The sequence below is a fragment of the Mycobacterium sp. genome (genome assembly GCF_049683935.1).
Lineage (GTDB): Bacteria > Actinomycetota > Actinomycetes > Mycobacteriales > Mycobacteriaceae > Mycobacterium.
This window is the reverse complement of the sequence record NZ_JBAUJR010000447.1, coordinates 1-19,313: the sequence shown is the minus strand read 5'-3', so window position 1 is coordinate 19,313 and position 19,313 is coordinate 1. Positions and strand designations below refer to the sequence as shown.

The window sequence follows — 19,313 nt, the reverse complement described above, 5'->3', positions numbered from 1 at the left end:
ATCCAAAACCGCACCCACCACAACCCCCGGTAAGACATGCCGTCCCCACCACGAATTCTGAAACAACCCGTGGAGACCTGCTGGAACGCAATTCCGGCGACGATGGGGCCTCAGCCCAGGATCAGCGAATCACCGTCCGCGCTGAGGTTGACCGGCACCACGTCACCGTCGTGCACCTCACCCGCCAGCAGCATCCTGGCCAGCTGATCACCGATGGCCTGCTGCACCAACCGGCGCAGTGGCCGCGCCCCGTAGAGCGGGTCGAATCCGCGATCGCCCAGCCACTTCTTCGCGGGCAGCGACACCTCGAGCGTCAACCTCCGCTGCGCCAGCCGCTTCTGCAGCTGAGCCAGCTGGATATCGACGATCTGCACCAGCTCCTCGGGGTTGAGCCCGTCGAAGATGATGACGTCGTCGAGGCGGTTGATGAACTCCGGCTTGAACGCCGAGCGCACCGCAGCCATGACCTGCTCTTCTGTGCCGCCCGACCCGAGGTTGGATGTCAGGATCAGGATGGTGTTGCGGAAGTCCACCGTGCGGCCCTGGCCGTCGGTGAGCCTGCCCTCGTCGAGCACCTGCAGCAGCACGTCGAACACGTCCGGGTGCGCCTTCTCGACCTCGTCGAACAGCACCACGGAGTACGGCCTGCGACGAACCAGTTCGGTGAGCTGACCACCCTGGTCGTAGCCGACGTACCCCGGAGGCGCCCCGACCAGGCGCGCGACGGAGTGCTTCTCGCCGTACTCGCTCATGTCGATGCGGACCATCGCCCGTTCGTCGTCGAACAGGAAATCGGCCAGCGCCTTCGCCAACTCGGTCTTGCCGACGCCGGTCGGTCCGAGGAACAGGAACGAGCCTGTGGGACGGTTCGGGTCGGCCACCCCGGCCCGGCTGCGGCGCACGGCATCGGACACCGCGGCGACCGCCTTGCGCTGGCCGACGACGCGCTTGCCCAGCTCGTCCTCCATCCGCAGCAGCTTGGCCGTCTCGCCCTCGAGCAACCGTCCGGCCGGGATACCTGTCCAGGCCTCGACCACCTCGGCGATGTCGTCGGGGCCGACCTCCTCCTTGAGCATCACGTTCTCCTGCGCCTCGGCATGCGGCAGTGCGGCCTCGAGCTTCTTCTCGATCTCGGGGATCCGCCCGTACCGCAGCTCGGCGGCCTTGGCCAGGTCGCCGTCACGCTCGGCCCGCTCGGACTCGCCGCGCATGTGGTCCAGTTGCTCCTTGAGGTCGCGGACGACGTCGATGGCACCCTTCTCGTTCTGCCAGCGCGTGGTCAGTTCGGCCAGCTTCTCCTTGTGATCCGCCAACTCGGCACGCAGCTTCTCCAGACGTTCCTTCGACGCCGCGTCCTCTTCTTTGGCCAGCGCCATCTCCTCGATCTCGAGGCGACGCACCAGACGCTCCACCTCGTCGATCTCGACGGGACGGGAGTCGATCTCCATCCGCAGCCGGGATCCGGCCTCGTCGACCAGGTCGATGGCCTTGTCCGGCAGGAAGCGCGACGTGATGTAGCGGTCCGACAGGGTCGCCGCGGCCACCAGCGCGGAGTCGGTGATCCGGACGCCGTGGTGCACCTCGTAGCGGTCCTTGAGTCCCCGCAGGATTCCGACGGTGTCCTCCACCGACGGCTCGCCGACCAGCACCTGCTGGAAACGACGCTCGAGGGCGGCGTCCTTCTCGATGTACTTGCGGTACTCCTCGAGCGTGGTGGCGCCGACCATCCGCAGCTCACCGCGGGCCAGCATGGGTTTGATCATGTTGCCCGCGTCCATGGCGCCCTCGCCGGTGGCACCGGCGCCGACGATGGTGTGCAGTTCGTCGATGAAGGTGATGACCTGGCCGGCCGAGTTCTTGATGTCGTCGAGGACGGCCTTGAGCCGCTCTTCGAACTCACCGCGGAACTTGGCACCGGCCACCATCGACCCCATGTCGAGGGAGACGACGGTCTTGTCGCGCAGGCTCTCCGGAACATCGCCGGCGATGATGCGCTGGGCCAGGCCCTCGACGATCGCGGTCTTGCCGACACCGGGCTCGCCGATGAGCACCGGGTTGTTCTTCGTGCGGCGGCTCAACACCTGGACCACCCGGCGAATCTCGTTGTCGCGGCCGATGACCGGGTCCAGCTTGCCTTCGCGGGCAGCGGCGGTCAGGTCGGTGGAGTACTTCTCCAACGCCTGGTAGGTCGCTTCCGGGTCGGCGCTGGTGACGCGCGCACTGCCGCGCACCTTGACGAACGCTTCGCGCAGCGCCTGTGGTGACGCGCCGTGGCCGGTCAGCAGCTTGGCGGTGTCACCGTCACCGGTGGCCAGGCCGACCAGCAGATGCTCGGTGGAGACGTACTCGTCGTCCATCTCGGTGGCGAGCTGCTGGGCAGCCGTGATGGCCGCGAGTGACTCACGGGACAACTGCGGCTGGGACGCCGAACCGGTCGCGCTCGGCAACCGGTCCAGCAGTCGCTGGGTCTCGGTGCGGATGGTCGCAGGATCAACTCCGACGGCTTCGAGTAACGGCGCGGCGATGCCCTCGTTCTGGGTCAGCAGCGCCATCAACAGATGAGCGGGCGCGATCTGCGGATTGCCTGCCGCTGTCGCGGCCTGCAGCGACGCGGTCAGCGCCGCCTGGGTCTTGGTCGTCGGATTGAAGGAGTCCACGACACCTCCCTTTCATGGACAGGGGGCCACATCACGGCCCGTGAAATGCTTCTCGGGTTGTTCAACGCAGTCAAGGTTGAGTCTGTTCCGCTCAACTTTAACTTTTTTGGCAACCGCTCCACTAGGGACTTAGGCCCCTGGCGGGCATCAACCCGCGTAGTCCCAGAACTGCAGCTCGCGCACCGTCGCAAACACGGTCAGGGTCACCGCGTAAATCACTGCGATCGCCACCGCCCCGGTGAGGCTGATGCGCGCTCCTCTGCCGTCGACCGGGTCCAGCCACCGACGAAACGGTCGGGATGCTGCGGGCATCAGCCACCACTGCATCGCCACCACGCTGACGATCTGGCTGATCCACAATGCCAACCAGGGTTCGGCGCCGACGTCGTCGAGAACCGGCCCGACGAACCGTGACAGCAGCATCACCGTCGGGTAGAGGACCAGCAGCACCAGCATCGCCGACTTCCAGTTCGGCGTCATCAGCGTTCGGCCGCCCTCGATCCGCACCGTGGTGGCGAACGGAGTGGTGTTGGACGCGGACGAGAACTCTTTGCGCAGGGTCGAGCGCAGTCCCGGCAGCGCGTCGGACCGTTCCGTCGAGCGCATCCACTCCGACAGTTGCGCCCCCGTCCGGAACCGCACCATCGAGATCCATTCGCCCTGCCGGTCCGGCGGCAGGAGAACGGTCCCCTCGTACCCGGGCAGGTCGGCGGCGGCGAGCGCCAGGCGTACCTCCATCGCCTCGAAATCGACCTCCTTGCCCGCCGCGACGGCATGGCGGAACACTCCTACGCCGCCGGCCAGTGGGCCGTCGTCGGTGAAGATGAGGTCGCCCGAACACCTCGGGTAACCGCGCGCCCGGCCCTCTCCGAGCAGTTCACTGCGCTGTGGGCTGTCGAGCCAGCGGTCCAGCTGGACGTCGTCGGAAAACGTCACGGCGACAGCACAATCCAGCGCTGCATCGGCACAGGCCGAAAGGTGCCCCGCCACGTGACCCGCCGCCGCCTCGGCTGAGGCCAACAGCTCCTGCGACCATCGACCGAAGCCCGCCGCGTCGTCGACCGGATGGAAGACGGTGACCGCGGTCGCCTCACCCATCGACGCGACGACCCTGCACGTAGACCTGGGCGATCGAGGACTCCCGGATCCCCATCAACAACGCAAAAAGCGTCTGATCACGTGCCATGTCGCCATCGGAGGAGCGGACGCCGCGCACGATCGCGTTGGCCAGTGCGGGGGTGCGCGACGGGTCCACCACCACGAAGTCCGCCTCTTTACCGACGTCGAAGTTGCCGAACCGGTCCTCCATGTCCAGTGCCCGCGCACCGGCGAGGGTGCCGACGAACAGCATCTCGGCGGGGTGCATGGAGACCCCCGCCTCGTCGGCCTCAGTGATGTGGACCTTGAACGCATCACCGAGGACCCGCGGGATCAGCCATTCATCACCAGCGCCGAAATCCGTTCCGGCCGAGATGTTCACACCGGAGGCGACGGTGCGACGCCACGGCATCGTCCCGGAGCCGAGAAACAGTTGCGACACCGGACAGTGCGAGATCGAGGTTCCCGTCTCGGCCATCCGCTGCAGTTCTGCGTCCTGACAGTGCACGCAGTGAGCGAGGATGGTGCGTCGACCCAGCAGGCTCTTCCCGCCGACCTGCGAGCCCGGCAGGAACTTCCCGTCGTAGGTGTCGAGGTAGCTGTCGACCTGATAGGTCTGCAGCACCGAGTCCACCTCGCCGGTTCCGGGCCGGTTGTTCTCGTTGAGGTGCGAGTGTACGTAGACACCGCGATCGCGCACCGAATCATAGAGTTCCCCAAGGTTTTCCAGAGTCTCGGCGGTGACCGACAGCGAGAACCTCGGGACGATGGCCACGTGCAGCAGCGCAGTCGCCACGTCTCCGGTGTCAGCCGCGTGCCACCTGTCGATCTCCTCCCGAGTCAGCCGCAGTGCGTCCTCTTCCGAGGTGATCAACGCCGCGGCGCTGTCGGGACCGACGGTCTGGATGCCGCGACCGCTGACGATGCGTAGGCCGCGTCGCTGCGTCTCGGCAAAAAGCGCGTCCTGGGCCTGGGGAAACGCCGAGCCGAAGACCATCGCCGCGGTGGTTCCCGCGCCGATCCGGCGGTCGCAGAACTCGGCGGCGGCCTGCCGGGCGAACTCCGGATCAGCCAGGCGGGATTCGGCCGGAAAGATGCACTGGTCGAGCCATTCCAACAGTTGGCCGCCGCCGTAGGAGTCGCCGGCGTAGGTCTGCGGAAAGTGGATGTGGGTGTCGACGAACCCCGGGAGCAGAAACCCGGGCCGGTGGTCGTGCTCCGTCGCAGACCCGTACTGGGCCGGCAGGTCGGTGCGCTCGCCGCAGAACGCGATCCGGCCGTCGGCGTCGACCACCAGAGCGCCATCGGGTACCGACACCAGCGCCGCGACCGAATCGCTCACCCCGGGCTGCCCAGCAAGATGGAAGACGTGCCCGAGATGCACCTGGGTCATGGGCTGACGATACCCACGGCAACCGGTTCCCGAGGTTCAAGCGCCGATCCTCGCCACACCTTGCTAGGTTCAGCCGGTGTCAGGTAACTGGGGAGCGATTCTGACCGAGCTCATCCCGCTCGCGTTGGTGGTGGCGCTGTCACCGCTGTCGATCATCCCGGCGGTGCTGGTGTTGCACACACCACGGCCCAGACCCACCGGGCTGGCGTTCCTCGCCGGCTGGCTCGTTGGCCTGGCGCTGCTGACCGGGTTGTTCCTGATCGGCTCCAATCTCGTCGGCGGGATCGGCAACAGTCCGCCGAGCTGGGCGTCGTGGCTGCGCATCGTCGTGGGCGTGGCGCTGATCGGGTTGGGTGGCTACCGGTGGGCGACCCGGAAGAAGTCCGAGCACATGCCCGGCTGGATGACCCGGATGAGCTCGCTGACTCCCGGCAAGGCGGCCGCCACCGCGGCAGCGCTGACGGTGATGAATCCCAAGGTCCTGTTCATCTGCGCCGCAGCGGGTTTGGCGATCGGCTCATCGGGACTGGGAACACCGGCGGTATGGTTCGCCGAGCTCTGGTATGTCGCCGTTGCCGCCTCCACGGTCGCCCTGCCGATCCTCGGATACGCGGTCTCGGGCGAACGTCTGGACCCCGCGCTGAACCGGCTCAAGGACTGGATGGAACGCCAGCATGCCGCGCTGGTCGCCGCGATCTTCATCGTCATCGGTCTTCTGGTGCTGTACAAAGGCATTCACGCGCTATAGGTCAGGCAGCCCGAGTTCGTCGGCGTCGGCGGTCAGGTAACGGGTGACGGTCGGCGCCACCAGTCGCACCACATCCTCGGCGGGTAGCTCCGACAGCGGCGGCACACAGATCAGATAACGCAACATCGCCGTGCCCACCAGGCTGCTCGCCGCCAGCAGGGCTCGCAGCCTCGCCTGCTCGTCACCACCGAGTACACCGGACACCGCGGTCAGCACGTAGTTCTGCATGAAGCCGCGAAAAGCGGCGTGGGCGTCGGGATTCGATGTGGCCGACGCCAGCATGGTTCGCATCGTCGACGCGGTGTCCGGGGCCTCCCAGACGCCGAGGTAGGTCCGCACCATCCGGGCTCCGACATCGGTCTCGTCATCGTCGGCGCCGTTGAGAGCGGCGACCAGCACTCCTGGATCGATGATCAGCCGAAGGGATTCGCGAAATAGTTGATCCTTGGATCCGAAGAGATAGAGCACCATCGCAGCGTCGACCCTGGCGTCGTCGGCGATCGCTCGCAACGTCGTCTTCTCATAACCGTCGGCGGCAAAGCGTGCCTTAGCCGCGGACAACACGGCGTCCTTGGACACCGGCTCACCCTGACGTCGGCCTCGGCGCCGGACTGCTTTCGCCGCTCCAGCCATGTCGCGACGCTACCATTTCAACCGCTGTTGAATTATTGCCCGCAAGGCGTTACCGTCGGTTCAGGCGTTAATTCAACAGGCAATGAAAAGAGGTTGGGTCATGATCACGACGAGTCCGCAACGCACCCGCCACGCCACACCCGCGCATGAACCGCCCGCCGCAGCGCGTGCGGCGGCTGTCGTCGTCGGCATCACGGCGGTGTTGGCGATCCTGGCGATCGCATTCGCACTTCCGGCGGTCCATTCGGGCCCGCACGACGTGCCGATCGGCGTCGCAGGCGCCGACGCCGCCGACGGTCAGATCGCGTCAATGCTGGATCAGGCGCGACCCGGCGCGTTCGAGGTCACCTCATACCCCAGCGCCACCGCGCTGACCGACGCGATCAGAAACCGTGACGTCTACGGCGGCATCGCGCTGCCGTCGCAACCGGGTGGACCCGCGACGCTGCTGATCGCCACGGGCAGCAGCCCCGCCGTCGCGCAACTGCTCACCGGACTCGGGACCGAACTCGGCCAACGGACCGGCATGTCGCTGAGAACCGAAGATCTCGCCCCGCTGCCATCGCGGGATCCGCGAGGGGCCGGGATCGCGGCATCGGCGCTGCCGCTGACCCTGGCCGGGCTACTTCCGGCATTCGCGCTGGTGCTCCTGCTGCGGCGGGAGATCTGGACCCGGCTCGCCGCGGCGCTCGTCTTCGCCGGTCTCGCCGGGGTCACCATCGCCGCCCTGCTGCGCTTCGTCTTCGGATCCGTCGACCAGAACTTCTGGGGTGTCGCGGCAGCACTGACGCTCGGGGTGGCGGCCGCGCTGCTCACGGTGTTGGGCCTCGGCTCGATGTTCGGTAAGGCCGGTCTCGCGATCGGCAGCCTCCTGGCCCTTCTGGTCGGCAATCCACTGTCGGGATTGGGCAGCGCGCCGGAGATGCTGCCTGCCGGATGGGGACAGTTCGGCCAACTCCTGCCCCAGGGCGCCAGCGCAACGCTGCTGCGCTCGGCCGCGGCATTCGACGGGGCCGGCGCGACCACCGCACTCATCGTGCTCGCGGGTTGGACACTGGCCGGAACGTTGCTGATCGTCATCGCTGCGCTGCGCCAGCGGAAGTCGGCGCCGCAGTGACTTAGGATCGTGCGGCGTGGGACTCGAAGACCGCGACTCGATGCGCATCCTCAGGGATGCGGTCGACCCCGACCGCGGCTCAGCAACGCTGGTACGCGAGGTCTACAGCCGCTGGTTCGGCTCCGATCTGTCGGCCCGGGACCTGTTCCCGCCGGATATGGAGAAACAGCGCACCGTCTTCGCCCACGCGCTGCGCTGGCTGTGTGACGAACTCATCGCCCAGCGCGCCGAGGAGCCGGTCGCGTTCCTCGCGCAACTGGGCCGCGACCACCGCAAGTACGGCGTCACCCCGCAGCACTACGTCACCCTGCAGCAGGCCCTGCTCACCACCCTGCGATCCCATCTCGCCGACAGCTGGGACCGCCGGCTGAACGAAGCCGTCAAGGACGTGGTGGAGCTGATGGTCGGCGTGATGAGCGGTGCCGCCGACGCCGAGACCAGCCCGCCGTTCGGCGACGGCACCGTGCTCGAACATCTGCGGCCCACCCGTGACGTCTCGATCATCCGGCTGAAGATGGATCATCCCCTCACCTATCTGCCGGGCCAGTACCTCCCCGTCCAGGTCCCGCAGTGGCCGCTGCGGTGGCGCTACCTGAGCCCGTCGATCCCCGCCGACCCCGCAGGCTACGTCGAGTTCCACGTCCGCTCGGTGCCCGGTGGGATGGTGAGCACAGCGATCGTCGGCGAAGCCCGCCCGGGCGATCGGTGGCGGCTGTCCAATCCGCACGGAGCGATGCACATCGACCGCGACGCCGGCGACGTGTTGATGGTGGCGGGCTCGACCGGGCTGGCGCCACTGCGGGCGCTGATCATGGATCTCAGCAGGTTTGGGGACAACCCCAGAGTCCACCTGTTCTTCGGGGCGCGATTCCCGTGCGAGCTGTACGACCTGCGCACGCTCTGGGAGATCGCGTCGACGAACCCGTGGCTGTCGGTGACGCCGGTGTCGGAGTTCAAGACCGACCCGCGGTGGGCTGCCGACTACCCCGACGTGACGCCGCCGCGCGGGTTGCACGTGCGGCAGACCGGCAGATTGCCCGAGGTCGTCACCCGGTACGGCAACTGGAGCGATCGTCAGATCCTGCTGTGCGGCAGGCCGGAGATGGTGCAGGCCACCAAGGCGGCACTGGTCGCCAAAGGCGCGCCCACCGAACGAATTCTGCACGACCCGTTGGCAAGCTGAATTCACGTGGCAGGATCGACTCTCATGGACGAGTTCGAGACCGTCACGCTCCGCGATCCGGCATCGGCGCTGACCGCCACCTACGTTCCGATAGCAGGCATGGTCGCCTCGTCGCTGACCGACGACGGCGTGGAACTGCTGGGCCAGCGCCGCGGCGTGCAGGGCTACGTCTCCAACGGCAAGACCATGGGCATTCCCATCCTGTACCCGTGGGCGAACCGGCTCAGCAGCAACGGCTACGGAGTCGACGGGGCCGTTGTGACGCTGACCCCGGGCACCGGCGGCGTGCGCACCGACCAGCACGGTGTGCCGATCCACGGAACGTTGGCCGCCTACCCGGACTGGAACGTCACGACCCTGCTGGAGTCGCAGCTGACGGCCGAGTTGGACTTCGCGGCGCGCCCGGCGCTGCTGGCGACGTTCCCGTTCCCGCACCTGCTGACGTTGGACGTCACGCTGCTGGACCGCACGCTGACGGTGAAGACCACCGTCTCGGCGACCACGGGTTCGCGGGTGCCGCTGTGCTTCGGTTTCCACCCCTACCTGCAACTGCCGGGTGTCCCGCGGGCGCAGTGGCAGATCGAGACACCCGCCATGCGCTACCAGCCGGTGAACGCGTGGGGCATCCCCACCGGCCGCGTGGAAGATCGTCCGGCGAGCTCGGAGGCATTGGGCGACAAGTTCATCGACGACGGCTACGACGAGGTTGTGCCCGGCTCGGTGTTCGCCCTCTCGGGTGGAGGCCGGCGCATCGAGGTGCACTTCGACGAAGGGTTCACCGCGGCCCAGGTGTTCGCGCCCGGCGACGATGATGTGGTGTGCTTCGAGCCGATGGCCGCACCCACCGACGCGCTGCGCCGCGGCGGGTATCACGTGGTGCAGCCCGGGGAGTCCGCGACCGCTCAGTTCCGGATCACAGTCACCTAGCGCCGACCCTGCGCCGGAATTGCATTCCAGCAGACAAAACCCGAGAAGGGCCCTGCTGGAATGCAATTCCGGCGGATCTCAGCGTTGGTGGCGGGGCTGCCACACGACCAGCGCGGTGCTCTTCGCACGCGGTTGCGCCCGCAACTGTTCGACTTCCTGGCTCAGTTCACGGACCCGCGCCTGCAGCGCCTCGACCTGATTGGTCAGCTCGATGATCCGCTTGATCCCTGCGAGGTTGACACCCTCGTCCTGCGACAGCCGCTGCACCTCGCGGAGCAGATCGACGTCGCGTTCCGAATAGCGCCGGCCACCGCCGGAACTGCGCTGCGGGCTGACCAGGCCGAGCCGGTCGTAGGTCCGCAGCGTCTGTGCGTGCATGCCCGCCAGTTCGGCGGCCACCGAGATCAGAAACGTCCTGGCCTCGTCCCGGCGGTTGGCGCTCACAGCGTCCCGGCCCAACCCGCCCGCGGGTCGAACCCGCTCGCGCGCTCAGCTTTGGCGTAGGCCTCGAGAGCCTCGGCCACTTCACCTTCGAGGTTCGGCGGCACCGCCACCTTGACGGTGACCAGCAGGTCGCCATGACCCCCGGACCGCTTCGGCACACCGCGGCCGCGCACCCTCAGGATGCGGCCGTCCGACGTGCCCTTGGGCACCCTGACCCCGACCTTGCCTTCCAGCGTCGGCACCGAAAGCGTGGTCCCCAAGGCCAATTCGTGGAAGCTGACCGGCACCGTCACGGTGAGATCATCGCCGTTGCGGCCGAACACCTTGTCCGGCTTGACATGTACGGTCACGTACAGGTCGCCGGAGGGAGCGCCACGCAAGCCGGCCTCACCCTGCCCGGCCAGCCTGATCCGCTGACCGTCCTCCACGCCCGGTGGTATCCGCACGTTGATGGTGCGGGTGCGGGTGGTGACGCCGGTGCCCTTGCACTCGTCGCACGGGTTCTCGATGATCGACCCGCTGCCACGGCATTCCGTGCACGGCTCGGAGAATCCGAACGCCCCCTGGTTCCGGCTCACGACGCCCGCGCCGTTGCAGTTGGCGCAGACCTTCGGGCTGGTGCCCGGACGGGCACCGCTGCCGTGGCAGTTGGTGCACGGGGCCGGGCTGGTCAGGCGAAGCGGCATGGCCACGCCCTTGGTGGCTTCCAGGAAGCTCAGCTCGGTCTCGGTCTCGAGATCGTTGCCCCGACGTGGCCGGGACGGTCGAGGCTGTTGAGCGCCCCGGCCGAACAGCCCGCCGAACAGGTCGCCGATGTTGGCGCCGCCGGTCTGACCGGCAGCGTCGAAGAGGTCGTTGAGATTGAACTCCTGACCGTCCCCGGCACCGCTGAAGCCACCGAAACCACCGCCGCCACCGCCACCGCCGTAGCGACCCCGACCGAACCCGCCGCCTGCGAACAGCCGGCGGGTTTCGTCGTACTCCTTGCGCTTCGCGGAATCCGTGAGCACTTCCTTGGCTTCCGACGCGGCCTTGTACCGCTCTTCGGCCGCGGTGTTGCCGGGGTTCCGGTCGGGGTGGTTCTCCGAGAGAATCTTGCGGGCGGCCCGCTTGATCTCCTTTTCATCGGCGTCGGAGGTGACGCCGAGCTCCTTGTAGAAGTCCTTCTCAACCCACTCTCGCTGGGCCATTTCGGGTCACCTCCTCACCTGCTCGTCGATGTTTATGGTTCAGTTCCTACGATTCTGCGGGCTGTTCCGCCCCGGAGTCGGCATTGCCGTCCCCGGTCGCGTCGGGAACGGTGTCGACGACACCCACCATGGCGTGGCGGATCACGTGTTCACCGACCTTGTAACCCCGCCTCATCACGGTCCCGATCACCGAGTGCGAGCCGTCGCCCTCGTGCTGGACGGCCTCGTGCAGCGCGGGATCAAAATCCTCACCCTCGGTGCCGAAGGCCGCCAGACCCAGCCCGTCGAGAACCCCGACCAGCTTGTCGGCGACCGACTTCAGCGGCCCCGAGTCGAGGTCGCCGTGCGTCCGTGCCCGGTCGAGATCGTCGAGAACCGGTAGCAACTGGGTCACCACGTGCGCCTTGGCCCGTTCGGTCGCCACCTGCTGATCGCGCAGAGCCCGCTTGCGATAGTTCGCGAAGTCGGCCTGCACGCGTTGCAGGTCGGCGATCAACTCGGCCGCCTCGTTCTGAGATTCCTCAGAGACGTTGGGCGCCTCCGGACCCGGCCCACTGGGGGCCGGTCCGGCTGCCGCGTTGTCTCGCACCTGACCCGTTTCCGGATCTATCCGGCGCTTGTCGGTGACGGTGATCGGCTCGTCGCGTTCGCCCGACCGGTCGTGATCGGCGGAACTCACTTGCGCTCCTGGTCGTCCTCAACAACTTCGGCGTCGACGACGTCATCGTTGGATCCGGCGTTGCCGGTGGCATCGCCGTCGCCTCCGCCCGAGGCCTGCTCTGCCTGAGTCGCCTCGTAGATCGCCTGGCCCAGGGCCTGGCTCTCCTCACCCAGCTTCTCCATGGCCGCCTTGATCGCGGCGATGTCGGTGCCGGCGAGCGCCGTCTTGGCCTCGGCGATCGCGCCGTCGACCTTGGTCAAGGTGTCCTCGGGGACCTTCGATCCGCCTTCGGCTTCACGCTGTTCCTTGACGAACTTCTCCGTCTGATAGACCAGCGACTCGGCCTGGTTGCGGACATCGGCCTCTTCGCGACGCTTGCGGTCTTCCTCGGCGTGCGACTCGGCGTCCTTGATCATCCGGTCGATCTCTTCCTGGGACAGGCCGGAGCCCTCCTGGATGCGGATCGTGTTCTCCTTGCCGGTGCCCTTGTCCTTGGCGGTGACGTGCACGATGCCGTTGGCGTCGATGTCGAAGGTGACCTCGATCTGCGGCACGCCGCGGGGGGCCGGCGGGATACCGGTCAGCTCGAAGGAACCGAGCAGCTTGTTGTGCGAAGCGATTTCGCGCTCACCCTGGAACACCTGGATCTGCACCGAAGGCTGATTGTCATCGGCCGTGGTGAAGGTCTCCGAACGCTTCGTCGGGATCGTGGTGTTGCGCTCGATCAGCTTGGTCATCACGCCACCCTTGGTCTCGATTCCGAGACTCAGCGGTGTGACATCAAGCAGCAGAACATCTTTCACCTCACCCTTGAGCACGCCGGCCTGCAGCGCTGCGCCCACCGCGACGACCTCGTCGGGGTTGACGCCCTTGTTGGGCTCCTGGCCGCCGGTCATCTCCTTGACCAGATCGGACACCGCGGGCATGCGGGTGGAACCGCCGACGAGCACCACGTGGTCGATGTCGCCCACCGCGATGCCGGCGTCCTTGATGACCTGCTGGAACGGCTTGCGGGTGCGATCCAGGAGATCCTGGGTGATGCGCTGGAACTCCGAGCGGGTCAGCTGCTCGTCGAGGAACAGCGGGTTCTTGTCGGCGTCGACGGTGATGTAGGGCAGGTTGATCGACGTGCTCTGCGAGCTCGACAGTTCGATCTTCGCCTTCTCGGCGGCCTCACGAAGCCGCTGCATCGCCATCTTGTCCTTGGTCAGGTCGATACCGCTGCTGGCCTTGAACTTGTCGACGAGCCATTCGACGATCCGGTCGTCCCAGTCGTCGCCACCGAGGTGGTTGTCACCGGAGGTGGCCCGCACCTCGACGACGCCCTCGCCGATCTCGAGCAGCGACACGTCGAAGGTGCCACCGCCCAGGTCGAACACCAGGATGGTCTGTTCCTTCTCGCCCTTGTCCAGGCCGTAGGCCAGGGCTGCTGCGGTCGGCTCGTTGACGATGCGCAGCACGTTCAGCCCGGCGATCTGGCCGGCGTCCTTGGTGGCCTGACGCTGGGCGTCGTTGAAGTACGCGGGCACCGTGATGACCGCATCCTGGATGTCCTCGCCCAGGTAGCTCTCGGCGTCACGCTTGAGCTTCTGCAGGATGCGCGCGCTGATCTCCTGCGGTGAGTAGTTCTTGTCGTCGATGTTGACGGACCATTCGGTGCCGATCTCACGCTTGACCGAACGGATGGTCCGGTCGACGTTGGTCACTGCCTGGTTCTTGGCGGGCTGACCCACCAGCACCTCGCCGTTGCGCGCGAACGCGACGACCGACGGAGTGGTCCGAGAGCCCTCGGAGTTGGCGACGACAACGGGGTCGCCACCCTCCAGCACTGCGACGACGGAGTTGGTGGTCCCGAGGTCGATACCGACCGCACGAGCCATAGTTACTGCCTCCTGAATAGACGAATCATTGGTCACGAGTGCACTGCACTCAATAGCACTGAGTGCACCGCGCTCAAGACTGCCTCCACCAGTGCCCCGGTGTCAACCAGACTTGAGTCTGTGTGACTCAACTATCGAATTGGTCAACGGGGTATCTGCGGGATTTGTTCCCGGGCGGACTCCCCTCTCTCCGCGGAATAGCGTTCCGGGTCGCGATTCCGCGGCCGACCACAGCCCTGGTGTCACAGTCGGCGACCCCAGGGCACAACTCGCGCGTCACTTCCGTCACTTCCGCCACACGCTGCGTATTCTGGGCTCAATGAAGCGGCGGCTGGTTGTTGCGGGAGTGCTCGCCTGCACCGCGGTGCTCGCCGGTTGTCAGTCGATGGTCGACGGCACGGCCACCCGTGAACCGGACTCGTTCGCCGAACCCGAGTTCCCCACTCCGCGCCCGAGCAGACCAACCCAGGCACCCGCTCCGACGATCGACCCGCCGCCGCCCTCGGCGCCGTCGACTCCCCCCGGGTCCGGCGGCGAGGTGCTCCAACCCCAGAACGGCTTCGTGTTCATCCAGACGAAATCCGGCAAGACCCGCTGCCAGCTCAACCAGCAGGAAGTCGCCTGCGAGGCGCCCTTCACCGACGCTCCTGAGATCGAAGGTATGCCCGCCACCGGGGTACGCGTCAGTGCAGGCGGCCAGATCAGTTGGGCGCTGGGCAATTTGGGCGCCATCCCGGCAGTCACCCTGGACTACCAGACATACTCGGCGGTCGGTTGGACGATCGACGCCAGCGAGGACGGCACGCGGTTCACCAACGACGGCACCGGACGCGGGATGCTCGTCAGGGTCGAAGGGGTAGAGGGCTTCTGATCCGCCGTCACCGACCCTTCATCAGAGGCGAGGTTTGACGCCGAACACCCGGTGGAACAGCAGTGCCGATGCGCACACATGACTTGATCGTCATCGGCGCGGGGTCGGGGAACATGGTCGTCGACGACCGATTCGCCGATCTCGACGTCGCGATCGTCGAGGAACGCAAGTTCGGCGGCACCTGCGTCAACTACGGATGCATTCCGTCCAAGATGCTCGCCTACACCGCCGACGTCGCCGACACCGTCGCCGCTTCCGACGAGTTCGACCTCGACGCCACCTTCCTGAGGCTGCGATGGCCTGACCTACGGGACCGCGTCGTCGACAGGACGGACGCGGTCGCCGATGACGGGAAGGCCGGCCGTGAGGACAGCGAGTTCATCACGGTCTACGCCGGCCACGCCCGGTTCATCGGACCCCGGCGTCTGAGCGTCACCACCGACCACGGCACGGTCGAGATCGCCGCCGAACAGATCGTGGTGGCCGCGGGAGGCCGGCCCGTCGTGCCGGGTCCTGTCGCCGACTCCGGTCTGCCCTACGAGACCTCCGACACGGTGATGCGTGTCGACAGGGCCCCCAAGACCCTCGCGGTGTTGGGCGGCGGGTACATCGCCGCTGAACTGGCCCACGTATTCGCCAGTGCCGGAAGTCAGATCACCATCGTCGAGAAGTCGGACCGCCTGCTCGGCGGCCCCCAGGACGACGACATCCGCGCTGCCTACACCGAGATAGCCCGATCGCGGTACGACGTGCGGTGCGGCCGGGAGCTGGCCGAGATCACCGGCGAGCCCGGCGATCTGGTGATACACCTCGACGACGGATCGGAGGTCCGCGCCGACATGCTGCTGGTCGCCGCGGGACGGACACCCAACGGCGACCGCCTCGATGTGCACCGGGCGGGGATCGACACCCACGACGACGGCCGGATCGTCGCTGACGCGTTCTGTCGCACCACCGCCGACGGCATCTTCGCCCTCGGCGATGTCAGCACACCGGTACCCCTCAAACACGTCGCCAACCGGGAAGCGGAGGTGGTCAAACACAATCTGCTGAACCCCGATGATCTGCACACGATCAGCCACGACCTGGTGCCGTCCGCGGTCTTCACCAATCCGCAGCTCGCATCCATCGGACGCACCGAGAAGAGTTGCCGCGACGAGGGATTGACGTATCGCGTCGGCGTGGCCGAGTATTCAGACGTCGCCTACGGGTGGGCGATGCAGGACCGGGCGGGTTTGTGCAAGGTGCTCTCCGATGCCGACGGCAGGATCCTGGGCGCCCACATCCTCGGCGAGCAGGCGGCGACGCTGATCCAGATCTTCGTCGTGGCGATGAATTTCGGCATCACAGCCGGCGATCTCGCGCGCCGGCCCTACTGGATCCATCCGGCGCTGACCGAAGTGGTCGAGAACGCCCTACTGAACTCGAGGTTGCCGACCCCATGCCGGTGACCGGGTGGGAAACTTCCCGCAGGACTGCACCGACCTCTCCACGGTCGGTGCGGCGATCAACCTCGATGGCGCACTGCGTGCCACCAAAAGAAGGGAACCGCTGACATGACCGTGGCACAGCGAGAACGGGCCGCCCTGGTCGCGACGTTCCGGCAGACACCTCCTGACGCGCCGACCCTGTGCGAGGGCTGGAGCGCCCGCGATCTCACCGCGCACCTGGTGGTGCGGGAGCGCCGCCTGGACGCCGCGCCGGGAATCCTGATCCCGGCGTTCGCCGACTACACCGAGCGCGTTCAGGAGCAGGTGGCGGCATCAACCGACTGGGATGTGCTGGTGAGTCAGGTCGCCGACGGGCCACCGCTGTACTCGCCGTTCAAGCTGCTGGACCCCATCGCCAACGTCGCCGAGATGTTCATCCACCACGAGGACGTCCGGCGTGCGCGGCCCGGTTGGGAGCCCCGGCCGGTCGACGACCAGACCGTGGCGGCCCTGCGCAGACCGGTGGCGATGATGTCGCGACTGACGATGCGCAAGGCGCCGGCCAAGGTGGTACTGCGCACCCCGCAGGGCGACACGCTTGCCACCGCGGGCCGCGGGCCGACCCTCACCGTCACCGGTGACCCCGGGGAGTTGCTGCTGTTCGCCGCTGGTCGCGACGAAGCGCGGGTGACGTTCGACGGGTCCGGCGATCTGGTCGAGGCCGTGAAGAAGTCTCGCGGCGGCCTGTGAGCATAGGCTGGAAATCGTGCACTCGGTAGATTTCAGAATCTTCGTCGAACCTCAACAGGGCGCCACCTACGCCGACCAGCTCGCGGTGGCCCGGACCGCGGAGAGCACGGGCTACTCCGCCTTCTTCCGCTCGGACCACTACGTGGCGATGGCGGGCGACGGGCTGCCCGGTCCGACGGACTCGTGGGTCACCCTGGCCGGCCTGGCGCGGGAGACCTCGTCGATCCGGCTCGGCACGATGGTCACGTCCGCGACCTTCCGCCATCCCGGACCGTTGGCCATCTCAGTAGCTCAGGTCGACGAAATGTCTGGCGGGCGTGTCGAATTCGGTATCGGCGCCGGGTGGTTCGAAGCCGAGCACCTCGCCTACGCCATTCCCTTCCCACCGCTGGGCGAGCGCTTCGACCGGTTGACCGAACAGCTGGAGATCATCAGCGGCCTGTGGACCACCCCGGCTGGTGAGACCTTTGACTACTCCGGAACGCACTACAGCGTGTCCGACTCCCCGGCGCTGCCCAAGCCTGCCCAGTCCCCCCACCCGCCGATCATCATCGGCGGCGGCGGCGCGAAGAAGACACCGGCGCTGGCGGCGAGGTTCGCCGCCGAGTTCAACATCCCGTTCGTGCCGCTCGAGACGCTCCAGACGCAGTACGCGCGGGTGGCAGCGGCCGTCGAGAAGTCGGGCCGCGCGGCGGACTCGATGACCTACTCCGCGGCGTTCGTGGTGTGCGCGGGTCGCGACGACGCCGAGATCACCCGACGTGCGGCCGCGATCGGCCGGGAGGTCGACGAGCTTCGCACCAACTCCCCCGCGGTGGGCACTCCGGGCGAGATCGTCGACAAGCTGGGACCCTTCATCGAGGCGGGTGTGCAGCGGGTCTACCTGCAACTTCTGGACATGGCGGATCTGGATCACGTCGCGTTCTTCGCCGACGAGGTGGTCCCCCAGCTCCGCTGACCGAGCATCGGGCCCGCGGCCGCGGCTACTATCGGTGGCCGTGACCAGCCGGGATCGCGACGACGAGGCCGATCGGGAGACGCCGCCCGTCCCCTGGCACAACCGCACGTCCACGGTCCTCGGCGCCAGCGTCGCAGCTCTGGCCGCGATCGCGCTGATCGTCACCTCCATCAGCTATGTCGCCCGGCAGTTCAGCGAGCCGACACAGGCACCGATCAACTACGTCGGGCCGTTCACGTCGACCCAGACCGGGTCGGCGACGCCCACCACGACCGGGACGATCACCAGCACCCGACCGCCCGTCACCACCGACATCAACCCCGACCTGGCACCGCCCCCCGAGACTTCTCCGCCGGAGTCACCCAGCCGGAACCCGAACCTGCGGCCGCCCAGGACGCGCGAGGACGAGCCGGACGATTCCGAGACGCGGACGACCCGTAACCGGCCCAGAACGAACGTGACACGCACGCTCTACCCGGCACCGTAGAAACGCCGGGGCGAGCGCCTACTATCGGGATTCGTGGCGCGCTACGGATCTCCTGACGATCAGAACAACTACTCCGACGAAGAGCCGACCCAGCTCAGCAATTACGGCGCCTACGACGAGCCACCCCCGCCCCCCGGCGACACACCGTGGTACCGCAAGCCTGCAGCGCTGGTGGCGCTCGGCGCCGTCGGCGCGCTGCTCATCGCGCTGGTCGTCTACGGCCTCGCCAAGGCCATCACCGGCGACTCCACCTCCGACACGACCACCACGACGTCGCTGACCCCGGTGACCACGACTCAGGCTCCCGCGGTGGCGCCGCCGGCGACGGTCACCGACACGGCGACGCCGACGACGACCGCAGAACCCGCTCCGACCACCACCACCACGACGACCACGCCGCCCACCACCACGACGACACCGCCCACCACCACCACGACACCGAGCACGTCGGTCAGCACGAGCACCAGCACCGTCACGCAGACCGAAACCGAGACATTGACCGAGACTCCACCGCCGCCGGTCGAGCCGGAGCCCTGACCTCTGATCCCTGGCCGCGAACGTGCAAACGCGGTTGCGAAAATGCCGTTCGAGCTACGCAGGATGCACGCTCGGCGCCCTAACAGGCAGTCTCGGGTCCCGGCACACAGTCGGTGGCGGGTGCGGATTCCGGTTCAGGCGCAGCTGACGGTTCCGGTGCGGGCGACGGCGCAGGTTCGGGGGACGGCGACGGCGACGGCGCAGGTTCGGGCTCGGGCTCTGGTTCCGGCGAAGGCGAAGGCGCTGGTTCGGGGGACGGCGCGGGCTGAGGCTCGGGCGTCTGTGTCGGCGACGGTTCCTGTGTTGGCGTGGGCGACGGCTCCGCAGACGGCGTGGGCTGAGGCTCGGG

General features: G+C 67.5%; 19 protein-coding genes. 10 read left to right on the top strand and 9 right to left on the bottom strand.

Annotated features, from left to right (window positions below; genetic code table 11):
* Nucleotides 1-110: 110 nt before the first annotated feature.
* From clpB to WA965_RS25050, 3 genes are all read right to left on the bottom strand, one after another.
* Nucleotides 111-2,657 carry an ATP-dependent chaperone ClpB gene (gene clpB, locus WA965_RS25060; RefSeq protein ID WP_526298252.1) on the bottom strand — a complete coding sequence of 849 codons (2,547 nt, stop codon included), beginning with the start codon at nt 2,655-2,657 and terminating at the stop codon, nt 111-113.
* 147 nt (nt 2,658-2,804) lie between these two features.
* Entirely contained in the window at nt 2,805-3,755 is a 951-nt protein-coding gene (locus WA965_RS25055) for an antibiotic biosynthesis monooxygenase (protein ID WP_526298254.1), read from the bottom strand.
* Nucleotides 3,748-5,148 carry a guanine deaminase gene (locus WA965_RS25050; protein ID WP_526298256.1) on the bottom strand — a complete coding sequence of 467 codons (1,401 nt, stop codon included), beginning with the start codon at nt 5,146-5,148 and terminating at the stop codon, nt 3,748-3,750. The genes WA965_RS25055 and WA965_RS25050 overlap by 8 nt, the downstream gene beginning before the upstream one ends.
* A 76-nt stretch (nt 5,149-5,224) precedes the next feature.
* Here WA965_RS25050 and WA965_RS25045 point away from each other — a divergent pair, with 76 nt between their 5' ends.
* Nucleotides 5,225-5,896 carry a GAP family protein gene (locus WA965_RS25045; RefSeq protein WP_526298258.1) on the top strand — a complete coding sequence of 224 codons (672 nt, stop codon included), beginning with the start codon at nt 5,225-5,227 and terminating at the stop codon, nt 5,894-5,896.
* Here the strand turns inward: WA965_RS25045 and WA965_RS25040 are convergent.
* On the bottom strand, nt 5,891-6,529 hold the full coding sequence (locus tag WA965_RS25040; protein WP_526298260.1) for a TetR/AcrR family transcriptional regulator: 639 nt from the start codon (nt 6,527-6,529) through the stop codon (nt 5,891-5,893). The two genes, WA965_RS25045 and WA965_RS25040, sit on opposite strands and share 6 nt — an antisense overlap.
* A 100-nt stretch (nt 6,530-6,629) precedes the next feature.
* Between WA965_RS25040 and WA965_RS25035 the strand changes: the two genes are divergently transcribed.
* The 3 genes from WA965_RS25035 to WA965_RS25025 are packed head-to-tail and all read left to right on the top strand — an operon-like array spanning nt 6,630 to nt 9,756.
* The gene (locus WA965_RS25035) at nt 6,630-7,646 is read left to right on the top strand and encodes an ABC transporter permease (protein ID WP_526448181.1); all 1,017 of its coding nucleotides are present in this window, start codon (nt 6,630-6,632) and stop codon (nt 7,644-7,646) included.
* Nucleotides 7,647-7,662: 16 nt separating this feature from the next.
* Nucleotides 7,663-8,829, top strand: coding sequence for an FAD-binding oxidoreductase (locus WA965_RS25030; protein ID WP_526298264.1), 1,167 nt, complete (start codon nt 7,663-7,665; stop codon nt 8,827-8,829).
* Between the two features lie 24 nt (nt 8,830-8,853).
* A complete protein-coding gene (locus WA965_RS25025) occupies nt 8,854-9,756 on the top strand; it encodes an aldose 1-epimerase (RefSeq protein ID WP_526298285.1) in 903 nt (300 codons plus the stop codon).
* A gap of 78 nt (nt 9,757-9,834) precedes the next feature.
* On the opposite strand, the gene WA965_RS25020 is transcribed toward WA965_RS25025, so the two are convergent.
* The 4 genes from WA965_RS25020 to dnaK are packed head-to-tail and all read right to left on the bottom strand — an operon-like array spanning nt 9,835 to nt 13,931.
* Nucleotides 9,835-10,200: a heat shock protein transcriptional repressor HspR gene (locus WA965_RS25020; RefSeq protein ID WP_178361223.1), complete on the bottom strand. Its 366-nt coding sequence runs from the start codon at nt 10,198-10,200 to the stop codon at nt 9,835-9,837.
* On the bottom strand, nt 10,197-11,390 hold the full coding sequence (dnaJ, locus tag WA965_RS25015) for a molecular chaperone DnaJ (protein ID WP_178361222.1): 1,194 nt from the start codon (nt 11,388-11,390) through the stop codon (nt 10,197-10,199). The genes WA965_RS25020 and dnaJ overlap by 4 nt, the downstream gene beginning before the upstream one ends.
* Before the next feature lie 46 nt (nt 11,391-11,436).
* Complete coding sequence (grpE, locus tag WA965_RS25010; RefSeq protein ID WP_526298267.1) at nt 11,437-12,069, bottom strand: nucleotide exchange factor GrpE; 633 nt, start codon at nt 12,067-12,069, stop codon at nt 11,437-11,439.
* A complete protein-coding gene (gene dnaK / locus WA965_RS25005; RefSeq protein WP_526298269.1) occupies nt 12,066-13,931 on the bottom strand; it encodes a molecular chaperone DnaK in 1,866 nt (621 codons plus the stop codon). Before dnaK ends, grpE begins: the two co-directional genes overlap by 4 nt.
* A 319-nt stretch (nt 13,932-14,250) precedes the next feature.
* Between dnaK and WA965_RS25000 the strand changes: the two genes are divergently transcribed.
* The 6 genes from WA965_RS25000 (at nt 14,251) to WA965_RS24975 (ending at nt 18,964) form a co-directional block, all read left to right on the top strand.
* Nucleotides 14,251-14,802: a hypothetical protein gene (locus WA965_RS25000; protein WP_526298271.1), complete on the top strand. Its 552-nt coding sequence runs from the start codon at nt 14,251-14,253 to the stop codon at nt 14,800-14,802.
* A gap of 68 nt (nt 14,803-14,870) precedes the next feature.
* Complete coding sequence (locus tag WA965_RS24995; protein WP_526298273.1) at nt 14,871-16,253, top strand: mycothione reductase; 1,383 nt, start codon at nt 14,871-14,873, stop codon at nt 16,251-16,253.
* 105 nt (nt 16,254-16,358) lie between these two features.
* Nucleotides 16,359-16,982 (top strand): TIGR03085 family metal-binding protein, encoded by a 624-nt coding sequence (locus WA965_RS24990; protein WP_526298275.1) that lies wholly within the window; start codon nt 16,359-16,361, stop codon nt 16,980-16,982.
* 16 nt (nt 16,983-16,998) lie between these two features.
* Entirely contained in the window at nt 16,999-17,940 is a 942-nt protein-coding gene (locus WA965_RS24985) for an LLM class F420-dependent oxidoreductase (protein WP_526298277.1), read from the top strand.
* Nucleotides 17,941-17,980: 40 nt separating this feature from the next.
* Nucleotides 17,981-18,427 carry a hypothetical protein gene (locus tag WA965_RS24980; RefSeq protein ID WP_526298279.1) on the top strand — a complete coding sequence of 149 codons (447 nt, stop codon included), beginning with the start codon at nt 17,981-17,983 and terminating at the stop codon, nt 18,425-18,427.
* A gap of 33 nt (nt 18,428-18,460) precedes the next feature.
* Nucleotides 18,461-18,964 (top strand): hypothetical protein, encoded by a 504-nt coding sequence (locus WA965_RS24975; protein WP_526298281.1) that lies wholly within the window; start codon nt 18,461-18,463, stop codon nt 18,962-18,964.
* A 134-nt stretch (nt 18,965-19,098) separates the two neighbouring features.
* On the opposite strand, the gene WA965_RS24970 is transcribed toward WA965_RS24975, so the two are convergent.
* Nucleotides 19,099-19,313, bottom strand: a 215-nt coding sequence (locus WA965_RS24970; protein WP_526448180.1) for a hypothetical protein, incomplete at its 5' end; no start/stop codon positions are given.